Consider the following 15545-nt stretch of genomic DNA (forward strand, 5'->3'; position numbering starts at 1 on the left):
GAGCCGGAGAACGGCCCTAGCCCAGGATCGCCCACCCGTACCCGGGCACCTGCGCGGGATCGTCCGGCTCCTTCTCCTCGGCGGAGTCCAGGACGCGCAGGCCGTCGAGCGGAAGCGGGAAGCGGTACGGGTCCGCGCCGGTGTTCAGCAGGACGGTGATGCCCGGGCCGCCCTCGACGGGACGGCTGCGCAACGCGGCCGCCTCGCTCGTGAGGTGCTCGACGCTCGTGCGCGCCCGTACCAGCCAGGGATGGCGCCGGCGCAGGCCGATGAGCCGTTGGTGCAGCCGGTAGACCGGCCGGCCCCAGGGAGCGAGCCCGGCCGGCGAGCCGGGGAAGGCGGGGCGCACGGCGTCGTCGCCGCCCGGCCGGTCCTCCTTCAGGCCGCGAAAGGCCTGCTCGTCGCCGTAGTAGACGGCCGGCACGCCGGCGACGGTGAACAGCACGACGAGCGCGTGCTCCAGGTGGCGGGGCTCCTCCAGGCGGGTCGCGATCCGCGTCACGTCGTGGTTGCCGACGAACGTCGAGGGCGTGAACGCCTCGGTGAACCGGTCGTGGCGGTCCAGAGCCCAGGCCAGCTCGAACAGGTTGCGGTCGTTCAGCGAGCTCCAGATCGCCTTCCACAGCTCGTACTGGGTGACCGAGTCCAGCCCGGACCCCGCGACGTAGGCCGCGTAGTCGCCGTGGATCATCTCGCCGGTGAACCACGCGTCCGGGTGCGCCGCCCGGACCTGCGGGAGGACCGCCCGCCAGAATTCCGGCGGCACGGCGTAGGCCGCGTCGAGACGCCAGCCGTCCGCGCCGCGGTCGAGCCAGTGCCGCATGACCTTCGCGACGTACTCGGCGACGGCCGGTTCGCCGTGGTTGAGGGCGACGAGCGAACGGTGGCCCTCGAAGCAGTCGTAGTCGTCCCCGCGCGGGCGGAACCAGCGGGCGTCCGGTGAGTCCGGGCCGTCCCGCAGCGCCGCGGCGAACCGCGGGAATCCGCGGCCGACGTGGTTGAACACGCCGTCGAGCAGGATGCGCACCCCGCGGCGGCGGGCGGCCGTGACGAGGCGGTCGAAGTCGGCGTCGTCCCCGAGCCGCGGGTCCAGGCGCAGGTGGTCGACGGTGTCATAGCCGTGAGTCTCCGAAGCGAAGACCGGGCCCAGTGCCACGCCGTTGCAGCCCAGCTCGACGGCGTAGTCCAGCCAGGGCTCCAGCCGGCCCAGGCGGTGTCCGGGCCCGGCCTCCAGCGCGCCGGTGAAGCCGAGCGGGTAGACGTGCCACCAGATCGTGTGGTCGATCCACGAGGTCATCGAGGTCCTTTTGAGGGAGACTCAGTAGTACTGTTGAGGGTAGCTCAGTAAGGGGGGACCTCGTGCGCAAGGACCGGCGTCCCCGGCGGCGTCTCGATGTCGAGACCCGGCGCGCCGACATCCTGCGCGCCGCGGCGAGCGCGTTCGCCGCGGAGCCGTACGACAAGGTCTCCGTCGCCCGGGTGGCGGCCGCCGCCGACGCCTCCGAGGCGCTCGTCCACCGCTACTTCGGCAGCAAGAGCGGCCTCTACCGCGACGTCGTGCGCGCCGCGATCGAGGAGTTGCTGCGGCGGCAGCGCGTCGCCGACGACCCCGCGGCGGCGCCGTACGACCGGCTGGCCGCGGCCGTGCGCGTCTACCTCGACTTCGTTGGCGAGGCGCCGGCCGGCTGGGCCGCGCCCCTGAGGTCGCCGGCCGGCGACGTGCCTGAGGCGGCCGAGCTGCGCAGGCGGAACCGCGACCGATACCTGGCGTTGCTGCGCGACCTGCTCGCGCTGCCGGCCGACCCGGCGCTCGACCACGCGCTCCACGGTTATCTGGGCTTTCTCGACGCCGCCTGCCTCAGCTGGGTCGAGCGCGGCTGCCGGCAGGCCGAACGCGAACCCCTCGTCGCCCAGGTGGTCGGTGCGCTACGGGGCGCGCTCGGTCAGTCGTAGGGGGACTCCGCGAGCGCCTCCAGGGCGCCCAGCGCCTCCACGAGCGCCTCGCGCTGTTCGGACGTCAGCGTGGCGATCTGCCGGACGAGGAAGGCCGAGCGTTCGCCGCGCAGCTGTTCGAGCTGCCGGCGGCCCTGCGCCGTGATCGCCAGCAGGGTGGCGCGCCGGTCCTCGCTGTCGGGCATGCGGCGCAGCAGCCCCTGCTGTTCGAGCGAGCCGACCAGCCGGCTCTGCGTCGGCGCGGTGACGCCCTCGTGCGCGGCCAGGTCGCCCAGGCGCACGGGGCCGAGCGCCTCGACGCTCGCCAGCGTGGACGCCTGGCTCGAGGAGAGGACCTGCGGGCCGTGCTGGCGCACACGGCGGTTGAGCCGGCCGAGGGTCATCCGCAGCCGCGCCGCGAGCTCGACATTCGTCAGGTCTTCCGCATCGGGTGCCTGGTCGGTCACGCCCGTCATCATTCCTTACCCGCCGCCTCACGATCACGCGTCCCGGGCGTACTGAGCATGCCCATTCCCCCATCTTGGTGCATGGACACCTGGCTCGCAGCAGTACGGCCCGGCGATCCGTGGAAGGAGCGTTCCGAACGGCCGGACGGCGCCGTCCGGCCGGCTCTCACCAGCCGCGCTCGCGCCACTCGGCGAGGTGCGGGCGCTCCCGCCCGAGGGTCGTGTCCTTGCCGTGCCCGGGGTAGATCCACGTCTCGTCCGGCAGCACGCCGAACACGCGCTCCTCCAGGTCTTCCATGAGCCGGTGGAAGAGCTTCGCGTCGCCCCAGGTGTTGCCCGGGCCGCCGGGGAACAGGCTGTCGCCGGTGAACAGGTGGGGCGTCTCGCCGTCGTAGCGCAGCGCGATCGAGCCGGGCGTGTGCCCGCGCAGGTGGATGACCGACAGCGTGGCCTGCCCCACCCGTACGGTGCCGCCGTGCTCGACCGGCTCGGTGACCGGCAGCGGCAGGGCCTCGGCGTCGTCGGGGTGGGCGACCAGCCGCGCGTGGGTCGCGTCGATCACGGCGGTCAGGGCGTTCCAGTGGTCCTGGTGGCGGTGCGTGGTGACGACGCGGGAGAGCGGCCCGTCGCCGATGATCTCGAACAACCGGTCGGGCTCGGCCGCGGCGTCGATGAGGACCTGTTCGCCCGTCGCCGTGCAGCGCAGCAGATAGGCGTTGTTCTCGTACGGTCCGACGGCCAGCTTGGTGATCGTCAAGGCGGGGAGCTCTCGTACGTCGGGGGCGCCACCGACCTCGACGTCGCCTGTGTAGGTCACGCTGTCCTCCGATCGGGCACGGCTTTCCGGGACCTTCCATCCTGTCACGGCGAGGTTCCCCGAGACCTGCGTCGCTCGGACGTCCGCGGTTACGCTGCCCGTATGCGAGACGATCTGCCCATCTGCCGCACCTGTGGGGCCCAGTACGGCGCGCCGCGCGCCGACTGCCCGATCTGCGAGGACGAACGTCAGTACGTCGGCTGGGACGGCCAGCAGTGGACGACCCTCGCCGAGCTGCGCGAGGCCGGGCACCGGGGGAGGATCGAGGAGGAGGGGCCGGGGATCGTCGGTGTCGGCGCCGCGCCGCCGACCGCGATCGGTCAGCGTGCCCTGCTGGTCCGCACGCCGTCGGGCAACGTCCTGTGGGACATGATCACCTACATCGACGACGACATGGTCGCCCGGGTGCGCGAGCTGGGCGGTATCTCGGCCATCGCGATCAGCCATCCCCACTTCTACGGCTCGATGATCGAGTGGGCGCACGCCTTCGACGCGCCGGTCTACATCCACGAGGCCGACCGCGAGTGGGTGGCCCGGCCCGACGACTCGGTGGTCTTCTGGCCGGGGGAGACGCACTCACTCGGCGACGGGCTCACGCTGGTCAACGCCGGGGTGCACTTCGCGGGCGGCCAGGTGCTGCACTGGCGCGACGGCGAGGAGGGACGCGGCGCGCTGATGTCCGGCGACATCCTCACCGTCGTCCAGGACCGGCGCTACGTCAGCTTCATGTACAGCTACCCCAACCACATTCCCGAGCGCCCCCGCGTCATCCGGCGCGCGCTGCGGCTGCTGGAGCCCTACCCCTTCGAGCGGGTGTACGGCGCGTGGTGGCGGCGGATCGTCCACGCCGACGGCGTCGAGGCCGTACGCCGGTCGGCGGAGCGCTACCTGGAGCACGCGCTCGACGACGGCCCCGAGTAGGTGTGTTCCGGTGGCGACCTTCATTCGAACACGTGTACGGTTCAGCTGCGACGAGCGGGGTGGATGAGGTCGTCTGGAAGAAACCGTCGCACCCACTCGTTAGCCTGAAGCTGACCTGTCTCGACCAGGCTCTCAAGGGGATTGCGAATACGCCGTGGCCGACCGCCTCATCGTGCGCGGAGCACGTGAACACAATTTGAAGGACGTCTCGCTGGATCTGCCGCGCGACGCGCTGATCGTCTTCACCGGGCTGTCCGGATCCGGCAAGTCGAGCCTCGCGTTCGACACGATCTTCGCCGAGGGCCAGCGACGTTATGTCGAGTCTCTGTCGGCGTACGCGCGGCAGTTCCTCGGCCAGATGGACAAACCGGACGTCGACTTCATCGAGGGCCTGTCGCCGGCGGTGTCGATCGACCAGAAGTCCACCTCGAAGAACCCCCGGTCCACCGTGGGCACCATCACCGAGGTCTACGACTACCTGCGCCTGCTGTGGGCCCGCATCGGGCACCCGCACTGCCCCGCCTGCGGCCGCACGATCACCAAGCAGACGCCGCAGCAGATCGTCGACCGGCTGATGGAGTTCGAGGAGGGCACGCGCTTCCAGGTGCTCGCGCCGGTCGTGCGCGGGCGCAAGGGCGAGTACGCCGAGCTCTTCCGCGACATGCAGACCAAGGGCTTCTCCCGTGCCCGGGTCGACGGCGCGACCGTGCGCCTGGACGAGGCGCCGAAGCTCAAGAAGTACGAGAAGCACGACATCGAGGTGATCGTCGACCGGCTCAGCGTCAAGGAGAGCTCGCGGCGGCGCCTGGCCGACTCGGTGGAGACCGCGCTCGGGCTGACCGGCGGCACGATCATCCTCGACTTCGTCGACCTGCCCGAGGACGACGAGCAACGCGAGCGGATGTACTCCGAGCACCTCTACTGCCCCTACGACGACCTGTCCTTCGACGAGCTCGAGCCCCGGTCCTTCTCGTTCAACTCCCCGTACGGCGCCTGCCCCGACTGCACCGGCCTGGGCACCCGCATGGAGGTCGACCCCGAGCTGATCGTGCCCGACGTGGAGAAGACCCTCGGCGAGGGCGCGATCTCCCCGTGGTCCGGCGGGCACGTGAGCGACTACTTCCTCCGGCTGCTCACCGCGCTGGGCGAGGCGATGGGCTTCGACCTGGACACGCCGTGGGAGCGCCTCCCGGCCTCCGCGCGCAAGGCCATCCTCAAGGGCCACGACACGCAGGTCCACGTGAGCTACCGCAACCGCTACGGCCGGCGGCGCTCCTACTACACGACCTACGAGGGCGTGATCCCCTACGTCCAGCGCCGCCACTCCGAGGCCGAGAGCGACTCGAGCCGCGAGCGGTTCGAGGGCTACATGCGGGAGATCCCGTGCCCGTCGTGCGAGGGCCGCCGCCTCAAGCCGGTCGTGCTGAGCGTCACGGTCAACGACCGGTCCATCGCCGACGTGGCCGCGATGCCGATCGGCGAGTGCGCCAAGTTCCTGCTGGCGATGGAGCTCAGCGACCGCGAGAAGCACATCGCCGAGCGGGTCCTCAAAGAGATCAACGCCCGGCTGGGCTTCCTGCTCGACGTCGGCCTCGACTACCTCACCCTCGACCGCGCGTCGGCCACGCTCGCCGGCGGCGAGGCGCAGCGCATCCGGCTCGCCACCCAGATCGGCTCGGGCCTCGTCGGCGTGCTGTACGTCCTGGACGAGCCCTCCATCGGGCTGCACCAGCGCGACAACCACCGCCTGCTGGAGACCCTGATCCGGCTGCGCGACATCGGCAACACGCTCATCGTCGTGGAGCACGACGAGGACACCATCAAGGCCGCCGACTGGGTCGTCGACATCGGCCCGGGCGCGGGCGAGCACGGCGGCCAGGTCGTCGTGTCCGGCACGGTCGAGGAGCTGCTGTCCTCCGAGAGCTCGATGACCGGCGCCTACCTGTCCGGCCGCAACGAGATCCCGGTGCCGGCCACCCGGCGCAAGCGGCAGCGGGGCCGCGAGCTGGTCGTCAAGGGCGCGCGCGAGCACAACCTGCGCGGCGTCGACGTGGCGTTCCCGCTCGGCGTGTTCACCGCGGTCACCGGCGTGTCGGGATCCGGCAAGTCGACGCTGGTCAACGACATCCTCTATCTCTCGCTCGCCAAGCAGCTGCACGGCGCCCGCACCGTCCCGGGCCGGCACAAGCGCATCAACGGGCTCGACCAGGTCGACAAGGTGGTCCACGTCGACCAGTCGCCGATCGGCCGCACCCCGCGCTCGAACCCGGCCACCTACACCGGCGTGTTCGACCACGTGCGCAAGCTGTTCGCCGCGACCGCCGAGGCGAAGGTCCGCGGCTACCAGCCGGGCCGGTTCTCCTTCAACGTCAAGGGCGGCCGGTGCGAGGCCTGCTCCGGCGACGGCACCATCAAGATCGAGATGCAGTTCCTGCCCGACGTCTACGTGCCGTGCGAGGTGTGCCACGGGGCGCGCTACAACCGCGAGACCCTCGACGTGCACTACAAGGGCAAGACCATCGCCGAGGTGCTCGACATGCCGATCGAGGAGGGCCTGGAGTTCTTCGAGGCGATCCCGGCGATCCGGCGCCACCTGCAGACGCTCAACGACGTCGGTCTCGGTTACGTCCGGCTCGGCCAGCCCGCCCCGACCCTGTCCGGCGGTGAGGCGCAGCGCGTGAAACTCGCATCCGAGCTCCAGCGACGCTCGACCGGGCGTACCATCTACGTGCTCGACGAGCCGACGACCGGCCTGCACTTCGAGGACATCCGCAAGCTCCTCGGCGTGCTCGGCCGTCTCGTCGACGGGGGCAACACGGTCATCGTGATCGAGCACAACCTCGACGTCATCAAGACCGCCGACTGGATCATCGACATGGGTCCGGAAGGCGGCTCCCGCGGCGGCACCGTCGTCGCCACGGGGACGCCAGAGGACGTCGCCAAGGTGGAGGAGAGCCACACCGGCCAGTTCCTCGCCAAGATCCTCGGCTGACCGGAGTCGTCGCCTGGTGCTCATGGTGCTGGTGGTGCGAGAGGGAAACTTTCGCACTGCCGTTGAACCGAACCGCCGATTCCTCCGTGCAAAGGGGGAACGTCCCCAAAGCCAAGGAGGAGTCTCATGCCGTTCGATCCGTCCACGCCCGGACCGGAGTCCACCCGCCGGGGGATGCTGGTGGGAGTCGGTCTCGTCGGCCTCGCCGGCACACTGACCGCCTGCGGAGGCTCGAAGGACGACTCGTCGGCCGACGCCTCCCAGGGCAGCGGGAGCCAGAGCGGCGGGGGCCAGAGCGGTGGCAGCCTGGGCAAGACCTCCGACATCCCGGTCGGCGGCGGCAAGATCTTCAAAGACGAGAAGGTCGTGGTGACCCAGCCCAAGCAGGGCGAGTTCAAGGCCTTCAGCGCCATCTGCACCCACCGCGGCTGCTCCGTGGGCTCCGTCTCGGGCGGACAGATCCACTGCCCGTGCCACGGCAGCGCCTTCAACGTGACCGACGGCTCCGTCGCCAACGGTCCTGCCGACAAGCCCCTTCCGTCCAAGAACGTCACCGTCCAGAACGGCGAGCTGAAGCTCGCCTGACCCACGCCACGTCGGACGGCCAAGGCCCGTCCCACCCGGGCGCCGAGCCGCACGGCCCGGCGCCCGGTCGCGCGTCCTGAGCTGCGGCCTGCGCTCATGCCTGCGAGGTGCGGGCGGAGGTCTGTCGGTGGTGGCTGGCATGCTTCGCGGCATGACCGACGTACCCGAGGAGAACCACGCGCGTCCGCTGAGCGGTGATCCGCGCGTCCCGCCGCCGCCCACGGCCGGGGAGCGAGAGACGCTCACCGCGTTCCTCGACTGGCACCGCCGGACGTTCGCGCTCAAGTGCGCCGGTGTCCCGGCGATGCGCCTGTCGGACCGAGGCGTGCCGCCGTCCGGGCTCAGCCTGCACGGGCTGCTCCGGCACCTGGCCGCGGTCGAGCGGTGGTGGTTCGCCATCCAGTTCGCCGGCGAGGACCTGCCGATGCTCTACTACTCCGACGACGATCCCGACCAGGACTTCGACTCTCTCGACGGCGACGCCGGGGAGGCGTTCGCCCTCTGGGAGGCCGAGTGCCGAAGGTCACGCGCGATCGTCGACCGGGCCGCCTCGCTCGACGTGACCGGTGTACGGCAGCGGACCGGAGAGCCGTTCTCGCTCCGCTGGCTCCTCGTCGACATGATCGCGGAGTACGCCCGGCACAACGGCCACGCCGACCTCCTGCGTGAACGCGCCGACGGTGTCACGGGATACTGAGATGACGACGATCACCGTGGCGGAGGGCCGTACGGGCCGGCACCGGAGCGGCCGACGCGGCCTCCGTCGTCCCCGCGCGGCACTAGGCTGACGGACGTGGCAGATCCGGCGACGTACCGGCCCGCGCCTGGGACCATCCCCGAATCGCCCGGGGTGTACCGGTTCCGTGACCCGGGCGGCAGGGTCATCTACGTGGGCAAGGCGAAGAACCTGCGTGCCCGGCTCAACTCCTACTTCGCGGACTTCGCCGGCCTGCATCCGCGCACCCAGACGATGCTGCAGACCGCGGCCGGGGTCGAGTGGACCGTGGTCGGCACCGAGGTCGAGGCCCTGCAGCTGGAGTACTCCTGGATCAAGGAGTTCGACCCCCGCTTCAACGTCAAGTACCGCGACGACAAGTCCTATCCCTACCTCGCGGTGACGATGAACGAGGACGTCCCGCGGGTGCAGGTGATGCGCGGCGCGAAGAAGAAGGGCGTCCGCTACTTCGGCCCGTACTCCCACGCGTGGGCGATCCGGGAGACCGTCGACCTGCTGCTGCGGGTCTTCCCGGTCCGCACGTGCTCGGCCGGGGTGTTCCGGCGGCAGCGGCAGATGGGCCGGCCCTGCCTGCTCGGCGACATCGGCAAGTGCTCGGCCCCCTGCGTCGGCCGCGTCACCGAGGAGGCGCACCGGGAGATCGCCGAGGACTTCTGCGACTTCATGGCCGGCGACACCGCGCGGTTCATCAAGGCGCTGGAAAAGGACATGCGCGCCGCGGCGGGGGAGCAGGAGTACGAGCGCGCGGCGCGCCTGCGCGACGACATCCGTGCCCTGCAGCGCGCCCTGGAAAAGCAGTCGGTGGTCCTCGGCGACAACACCGACTGCGACGTCATCGCGCTGGCCGACGACCAGCTCGAGGCCGCCGTCCAGGTGTTCTACGTCCGGGGCGGGCGCATCCGTGGTCAGCGCGGCTGGGTCGTCGACAAGGTCGAGGACATCTCCACCGGCGACCTGGTCGAGCAGTTCGTCCTCCAGATGTACGGCGACGTGGCCGGCGACGCGGTGCCGCGCGAGATCCTCGTGCCGGCGCTGCCGCCCGAGCCGGACGCCGTGGTCGAGCTCCTCGCCGAGCACCGCGGCGGCCGGGTCGACCTGCGGGTGCCGCGCCGGGGCGACAAGAAGACGCTTCTGGAGACCGTCGAGCGCAACGCCAAAGAGGCGTTCAAGCAGCACAAGACGCGCCGGGCCGCCGACCTGACCAGCCGCAGCAAGGGGCTCCAGGAGATCCAGGACGCCCTCGAGCTCGACCAGGCGCCGCTGCGCATCGAGTGTTTCGACGTGTCCAACCTCCAGGGCACCCACGTGGTCGCCTCGATGGTGGTGTTCGAGGACGGCCTGCCCCGCAAGAGCGAATACCGGCGGTTCTCCATCAAGACCGTCGAGGGTCAGGACGACGTCCGCTCCATCAACGAGGTGATCACCCGCCGGTTCCGGCGCTACCTGGAGGAGACCGAACGCACCGGCGAGCTCGACGTCCTCGGTGAACGCGAGGAGGGCGGGCCGATCGACCCCGAGACCGGAAAGCCGCGTAAGTTCGCCTACCCGCCCAACCTCGTGGTCGTCGACGGCGGAGCGCCGCAGGTGGCCGCCGCCCAGCGGGCACTGGACGAGCTCGGCATCGACGACGTCAGCCTGTGCGGCATCGCCAAGCGCCTGGAGGAGATCTGGCTGCCCGGCGAGGAGGACCCGGTCATCCTGCCGCGCAACAGCGAGGGTATGTACCTCCTGCAGCGGGCGCGCGACGAGGCCCACGACTTCGCCATCCGGTTCCACCGCACCAAGCGTTCGAAGGGCATGATCGTAAGTGAGCTCGACGCCGTGCCGGGACTGGGGCCGAGCCGGCGCACCGCCCTGATCAAGCACTTCGGGTCGGTGAAGATGCTCAAGGAGGCCGGACCCGAGCAGATCGCCGAGGTTCCGGGCATCGGACGCCGCACCGCTGAGAGCATTGTGGCGGCACTGCACGCGCAGGACGGGGGAACAGGCACATGAGACACAGCACGGCGCCGTCGGGCGGTGGGGCGTGAACACCGCGGCGGCCAACATCGGCGGCACCCCGCAGGTGCCCGACATCGTGATCGTCACCGGCATGTCCGGCGCTGGCCGCAGCACGGCGGCCAAGTCCCTGGAGGACCTCGACTGGTTCGTCGTCGACAACCTGCCGCCCGGCCTGCTCGCCACCATGGCCGACCTCGCCGAGCGCGGGCAGGGCGCGGTGCCCCGCATCGCGGTCGTCGTCGACGTGCGCAGCCGGGCCTTCACCACCGACCTGCAGTCGGCGTTCGACGAGCTGGAGGCGCGCGGCGCGCATCCCCGCGTGGTGTTCCTGGAGGCCTCCGACGAGGTGCTGGTCCGCCGGTTCGAGAGCGTGCGCCGCCCGCACCCGCTCCAGGCCGACGGGCGCATCGTCGACGGCATCGCCCGCGAGCGCGAGCTCCTGCGCGAGGTGCGCGCCGAGGCCGACCTGGTCATCGACACCAGCGCGCTCAACGTCCACGAGCTGCGCGGCAAGATCGTGAGCTTCTTCGGCGGCGAGGGCAACGAGTCGAGCCTGCGCGCCACCGTGGTGTCCTTCGGCTACAAGTACGGCCTGCCGGTCGACGCCGACCTCGTGGTCGACTGCCGGTTCCTGCCCAACCCGCACTGGATCCCCGAGCTGCGCCCCCACACCGGGCGCGACGCCCCCGTCCGCGACTACGTCCTGTCCCAGCCGGGCGCCAAGGAGTTCCTCGACGCCTACACCGAGGTGCTGCGCCTCCTGGTGCGGGGATACGAACGCGAGGGCAAGCACTATGTGACGCTCGCGGTCGGCTGCACCGGCGGCAAGCACCGCAGCGTCGCGATGGCCGAACAGCTCGGGGGCCGGCTCCGCGACGAGGGCCTGGACCTCCAGGTCGTCCACCGGGATCTCGGACGGGAATGACACGACGTGGACTCCCCCAAGGTCGTCGCCCTCGGCGGCGGGCACGGGCTGTTCGCCTCCCTGTCCGCGCTGCGACGCGTGACCGACCACCTGACGGCCGTCGTCACGGTCGCCGACGACGGGGGGTCGAGCGGGCGCCTGCGCCGCGAGCTCGGCGTCCTGCCGCCGGGCGACCTGCGCATGGCGCTCGCCGCGCTGTGCGGCGACGACGACTGGGGGAGCACCTGGAGCGAGGTCGTCCAGCATCGCTTTCTGAGCCAGGGCGAGCTGCACGGGCACGCGGTCGGCAACCTGCTGATCGTCGCCCTGTGGGAGCTGCTCGACGACCCGGTGGCCGGTCTCGACTGGATGGGCCGGCTGCTGCGCGCCGAAGGCCGGGTGCTGCCGATGGCCTCGGTGCCGCTCGACATCGTCGCCGAGGTCCGGGGGGCCGACCCGGCGGCGCCGGAGGAGATCTCACGCGTTCGCGGCCAGGTGGCCTGCGCCAAGACGCCCGGTAAGGTGCTGAGCGTCTCGCTCGTGCCCGAAGACCCGCCGGCCTGCCCGGAGGCCCTGCGCGCGGTCGAGGAGGCCGACTGGGTGATCTTCGGGCCGGGCTCCTGGTTCACCAGCGTGCTGCCGCACCTGAAGGTGCCCGAGCTGGCCGACGCGCTGCACCGCACCCGCGCGAAACGGCTGGTCGCGCTCAACCTCGCGCCGCAGCCGGGGGAGACCGACGACTTCTCGCCCCAGACGCATCTGGAGGTCCTGCGCGCCCACGCGCCCGAGCTGAAGATCGATGTGGTGCTCGCCGACCGGAATCTCGTCGATGAGCCCGATGTTCTGGAAAAGGCCGTCCGTACCCTCGGAGGCAGGCTGGCCCTCGCCGACGTGGCCGCGGAAGATGGATCTCCACGGCATGATCCGGCACGGTTGGCCCAAGCGTTCGCACAGATCTTCGTCAGCGGCCACGTGACGCGGCGAGATTCGGCGAGACTGCCCTGACGGAGTTCTACAGGGGGAGGATCACATCAATGGCGATGACCGGCGTGGTGAAGGACGAGCTGAGCAGGCTGTCCGTCATGAAGCCGTGCTGCCGCAAGTCCGAGGTGTCGACGCTGCTGCGCTTCGCCGGTGGACTGCACATTGTGAGCGGCCGGATCGTGATAGAGGCCGAGCTCGACACCGGAGCCGCGGCGCGACGTCTGCGCAAGGACCTCGCCGAGGTCTTCGGTCACACCTCCGACGTCGTGGTGCTCGCCCCGAGCGGGCTGCGCAAGGGCAACCGCTACGTCGTACGGGTCTTCCGCGACGGTGAGTCGCTGGCCCGCCAGACCGGGCTGATCGACAACAACGGCCGTCCGGTGCGCGGCCTGCCGCGGCACGTGGTGGCGGGCGCCGCCTGCGACGCCGAGTCCGCGTGGCGGGGGGCGTTCCTGGCCCACGGGTCGCTGACCGAGCCGGGCCGCTCGATGTCGCTGGAGGTGACCTGCCCCGGCCCGGAGGCCGCGCTGGCGCTCGTCGGTTCGGCCCGGAGGCTGCGGATCCACGCCAAGGCCCGCGAGGTCCGCGGCGTCGACCGCGTGGTCGTCCGCGACGGCGACGCGATCTCGGCGCTGCTGACCCGGCTGGGCGCCCACGACTCGGTGCTCGCGTGGGAGGAGCGCCGCATGCGCCGCGAGGTGCGCGCGACGGCCAACCGCCTGGCCAACTTCGACGACGCGAACCTCCGCCGCTCGGCCCGTGCCGCGGTCGCCGCCGGCGCCCGGGTCGCCCGCGCGCTGGAGATCCTCGCCGACGACGCGCCCGAGCACCTCGTGGCGGCCGGCCGCCTGCGCCTGGAGCACAAGCAGGCCTCGCTGGAGGAGCTCGGCCAGCTCGCCGACCCGCCGCTGACCAAGGACGCCATCGCCGGCCGGATCCGGCGGCTGCTGGCCATGGCCGACAAGCGCGCCATGGACCAGGGCATCGCCGGCACCGAGGCCAACGTCACCGCCGACATGCTCGCCCCCTGATCGCGGCGAACGCGAGGAGGGCCCGGCACGCCAGGCGTGCCGGGCCCTCCTCGCCTTCCGGAACTCTCAGAGACCGTTGGGGGAAACCCTCGTCCCAGGCGGCAGGGCAGGGGGTCCCCACGGGCTCTCGGAGGCTGCCCGGAACCTCGCCGGTCGCGAGCGGCGCCTTGGACGCCGCGCGGCGGGGCATGAGTCCCGGGCGGACTCTCAGCGCGGCGGGTACTGCTGTCCCTGGCCGGGCTGTCCTCCGTACTGCTGCCCGCCGTAGGGTTGCTGCCCCGGCCCGTACGGCTGCGGGTTCTGGCCGTACGGCTGCTGCGGGCCCGGGTACGCCGGGCCGGCCGGCTGCTGCGGCGCGTACGGCTGCTGGGGAGCCGCCGCGTACGGCGCGGGCGCGGCCGCCATCGCCCGGGCGGCCTGGATGCGCCGGAACGTCATGCTGAACGCCGCGACGGCGCCGATCGCCCAGAACAGGTACGTCTTCCCGTCGAGCGAGTCGAAGTACACCTTCGGGTGGTGCACCTCGACGCTGAGCACCTCGGAGAAGCCGTGGTGACTCTCGTGAGCCACGTACGCGGGGATCGCGAGGAACTCCCCGAGCGCGCAGCCGATGATCGTGAACAGGGCCGCCACCAGGGCGATGCCCGTGCTCGACGGCCGGGCCGCGAACATGGTCAGGCCGACCAGGGCTCCCACCCCGATCGCCACGAGGCTGAACTCGTGCGCGGTGACCACGGTGATGACCGCCCAGAGGGCGGCACCGAGGATCATCGCGAGGAAACCCAGGACGATGGCTTTGCCGTTGCCCCCACTCGGGCGCGCCGACGATTCGTGCATGACACCTACCTTGCCGTTCTGTGGGCGCAGGCAGGCATTCACCTGGTGAATCAGCGCCCCACCCTTGATACGTGCTGGGTTTGATGGACGGATGATGCGGATGGTTCCGGGCAATTTGGTCTAGACCACGACTGGACCAACATGGTCTAGACCAATTAGGCTGCCTCTGGTTCGCCGCCCGCCATGGATGTTGGCTCCCGGCCGGGCGGCGGACCGATCGCCCCGGCGCCGCGGTGACGAGTTCCCCGCCCGGGTTCGATAAGGTCGGTTCTGAAAAACATCAAGTCACTGCCCCGGTAGACGACGCCGGGGGACGAAGGAGATTGGTGCCGTGACCATCCGGGTTGGCGTGAACGGCTTCGGTCGTATCGGCCGTAACTTCTGGCGCGCTCTCAACGCGGCCGGCGGCGATGTCGAGGTCGTGGCGGTCAACGACCTCACCGACAACGCCACGCTCGCTCACCTGCTCAAGTACGACAGCATCCTCGGCCGGCTGCCGGAGGACGTGAAGGCGGGCGCCGACGAGATCACCGTGGGCGGCCACACCATCAAGGCCTTCGCGGAGCGCGACCCGGCCAAGCTGCCGTGGGGCGACCTCGGCGTGGACATCGTCGTCGAGTCGACCGGCCTGTTCACCGACGCCACCAAGGCCAAGGTGCACGCCGACAACGGCGCGAAGAAGGTCATCATCTCCGCGCCGGCCAAGAACGAGGACGTCACGATCGTCCTGGGCGTGAACGACGACGCGTACGACCCCGCCCAGCACACGATCATCTCGAACGCCTCCTGCACCACCAACTGCCTGGGCCCGATGGCCAAGGTGATCAACGACACGTTCGGCATCGAGCGTGGCCTGATGACCACGATCCACGCCTACACCCAGGACCAGAACCTCCAGGACGGCCCGCACAAGGACCTGCGCCGCGCCCGCGCCGCCGCGCTCAACGTCGTGCCGACCAGCACCGGCGCCGCCAAGGCGATCGGCCTGGTGCTGCCCGAGCTCAAGGGCAAGCTCGACGGCTACGCCCTGCGCGTCCCGGTCCCGACCGGCTCGGCCACCGACCTGACCGCCACGCTGTCGCGCGAGACCACGGTCGAGGAGGTCAACAACGCGCTCCGCGCCGCCGCCGAGGGCCCGCTGCGCGGCATCCTCACCTACACCGAGGACCCGATCGTCTCCAGCGACATCGTCACCGACCCGGCGTCCTGCATCTTCGACGCGGGCCTGACCAAGGTGATCGGCGACCAGATCAAGGTCGTCGGCTGGTACGACAACGAGTGGGGCTACTCCAACCGCCTCGTCGACCTCGTCAAGCTCGTGGGTGCGAGGCTCTGACC

General features: G+C 71.0%; 14 protein-coding genes. 10 read left to right on the top strand and 4 right to left on the bottom strand.

The features are described from left to right. Positions 1-16: 16 nt before the first annotated feature. Complete coding sequence (locus tag ABEA10_RS47440) at positions 17-1297, bottom strand: alpha-amylase family protein (RefSeq protein WP_345475291.1); 1281 nt, start codon at positions 1295-1297, stop codon at positions 17-19. Positions 1298-1359: 62 nt separating this feature from the next. Here ABEA10_RS47440 and ABEA10_RS47445 point away from each other — a divergent pair, with 62 nt between their 5' ends. Then, a complete protein-coding gene (locus ABEA10_RS47445) occupies positions 1360-1953 on the top strand; it encodes a TetR/AcrR family transcriptional regulator (protein WP_345475292.1) in 594 nt (197 codons plus the stop codon). Here ABEA10_RS47445 and ABEA10_RS47450 read toward each other — a convergent pair. Together ABEA10_RS47450 and ABEA10_RS47455 are read right to left on the bottom strand one after the other, a co-directional pair. Continuing rightward, positions 1944-2399 (bottom strand): MarR family winged helix-turn-helix transcriptional regulator, encoded by a 456-nt coding sequence (locus ABEA10_RS47450; protein ID WP_329261945.1) that lies wholly within the window; start codon positions 2397-2399, stop codon positions 1944-1946. The two genes, ABEA10_RS47445 and ABEA10_RS47450, sit on opposite strands and share 10 nt — an antisense overlap. A 166-nt stretch (positions 2400-2565) precedes the next feature. Continuing rightward, complete coding sequence (locus tag ABEA10_RS47455) at positions 2566-3216, bottom strand: MBL fold metallo-hydrolase (RefSeq protein ID WP_329261948.1); 651 nt, start codon at positions 3214-3216, stop codon at positions 2566-2568. A gap of 102 nt (positions 3217-3318) precedes the next feature. Between ABEA10_RS47455 and ABEA10_RS47460 the strand changes: the two genes are divergently transcribed. The 8 genes from ABEA10_RS47460 (at position 3319) to whiA (ending at position 13370) form a co-directional block, all read left to right on the top strand. Then, a complete protein-coding gene (locus ABEA10_RS47460) occupies positions 3319-4137 on the top strand; it encodes an MBL fold metallo-hydrolase (RefSeq protein WP_345475293.1) in 819 nt (272 codons plus the stop codon). Positions 4138-4291: 154 nt separating this feature from the next. Then, on the top strand, positions 4292-7129 hold the full coding sequence (gene uvrA / locus ABEA10_RS47465) for an excinuclease ABC subunit UvrA (protein ID WP_345475294.1): 2838 nt from the start codon (positions 4292-4294) through the stop codon (positions 7127-7129). Positions 7130-7255: 126 nt separating this feature from the next. Further along, the gene (locus ABEA10_RS47470) at positions 7256-7714 is read left to right on the top strand and encodes a Rieske (2Fe-2S) protein (protein ID WP_345475295.1); all 459 of its coding nucleotides are present in this window, start codon (positions 7256-7258) and stop codon (positions 7712-7714) included. A 151-nt stretch (positions 7715-7865) separates the two neighbouring features. Beyond that, entirely contained in the window at positions 7866-8411 is a 546-nt protein-coding gene (locus tag ABEA10_RS47475; protein ID WP_345475296.1) for a DinB family protein, read from the top strand. Between the two features lie 96 nt (positions 8412-8507). Beyond that, the gene (uvrC, locus tag ABEA10_RS47480) at positions 8508-10445 is read left to right on the top strand and encodes an excinuclease ABC subunit UvrC (protein WP_329261964.1); all 1938 of its coding nucleotides are present in this window, start codon (positions 8508-8510) and stop codon (positions 10443-10445) included. Positions 10446-10476: 31 nt separating this feature from the next. Beyond that, the gene (rapZ, locus tag ABEA10_RS47485) at positions 10477-11376 is read left to right on the top strand and encodes an RNase adapter RapZ (protein WP_345475297.1); all 900 of its coding nucleotides are present in this window, start codon (positions 10477-10479) and stop codon (positions 11374-11376) included. 6 nt (positions 11377-11382) lie between these two features. Continuing rightward, the gene (locus tag ABEA10_RS47490; protein ID WP_329261970.1) at positions 11383-12360 is read left to right on the top strand and encodes a gluconeogenesis factor YvcK family protein; all 978 of its coding nucleotides are present in this window, start codon (positions 11383-11385) and stop codon (positions 12358-12360) included. Between the two features lie 29 nt (positions 12361-12389). Next, positions 12390-13370 (top strand): DNA-binding protein WhiA, encoded by a 981-nt coding sequence (gene whiA / locus ABEA10_RS47495; protein WP_285584085.1) that lies wholly within the window; start codon positions 12390-12392, stop codon positions 13368-13370. Between the two features lie 207 nt (positions 13371-13577). Here the strand turns inward: whiA and ABEA10_RS47500 are convergent, their stop codons facing one another. Continuing rightward, on the bottom strand, positions 13578-14207 hold the full coding sequence (locus ABEA10_RS47500; protein WP_345475298.1) for a hypothetical protein: 630 nt from the start codon (positions 14205-14207) through the stop codon (positions 13578-13580). Positions 14208-14538: 331 nt separating this feature from the next. On the opposite strand from ABEA10_RS47500, the gene gap reads away from it, so the two are divergent. Then, complete coding sequence (gap, locus tag ABEA10_RS47505; protein ID WP_329261975.1) at positions 14539-15543, top strand: type I glyceraldehyde-3-phosphate dehydrogenase; 1005 nt, start codon at positions 14539-14541, stop codon at positions 15541-15543. The last annotated feature ends 2 nt before the right edge of the window (positions 15544-15545 follow it).

The organism is Actinoallomurus oryzae (genome assembly GCF_039541955.1).
GTDB lineage: Bacteria > Actinomycetota > Actinomycetes > Streptosporangiales > Streptosporangiaceae > Actinoallomurus > Actinoallomurus oryzae.

Excerpts from the sequence above, each read along its gene's own strand:
- ABEA10_RS47440 (WP_345475291.1), bottom strand. The coding sequence starts at position 1,297 with ATGACCTCGTGGATCGACCACACGATCTGGTGGCACGTCTACCCGCTC.
- ABEA10_RS47460 (WP_345475293.1), top strand. The coding sequence starts at position 3,319 with ATGCGAGACGATCTGCCCATCTGCCGCACCTGTGGGGCCCAGTACGGC.
- ABEA10_RS47500 (WP_345475298.1), bottom strand. The coding sequence starts at position 14,207 with ATGCACGAATCGTCGGCGCGCCCGAGTGGGGGCAACGGCAAAGCCATC.
- ABEA10_RS47470 (WP_345475295.1), top strand. The coding sequence starts at position 7,256 with ATGCCGTTCGATCCGTCCACGCCCGGACCGGAGTCCACCCGCCGGGGG.
- ABEA10_RS47475 (WP_345475296.1), top strand. The coding sequence starts at position 7,866 with ATGACCGACGTACCCGAGGAGAACCACGCGCGTCCGCTGAGCGGTGAT.
- whiA (WP_285584085.1), top strand. The coding sequence starts at position 12,390 with ATGGCGATGACCGGCGTGGTGAAGGACGAGCTGAGCAGGCTGTCCGTC.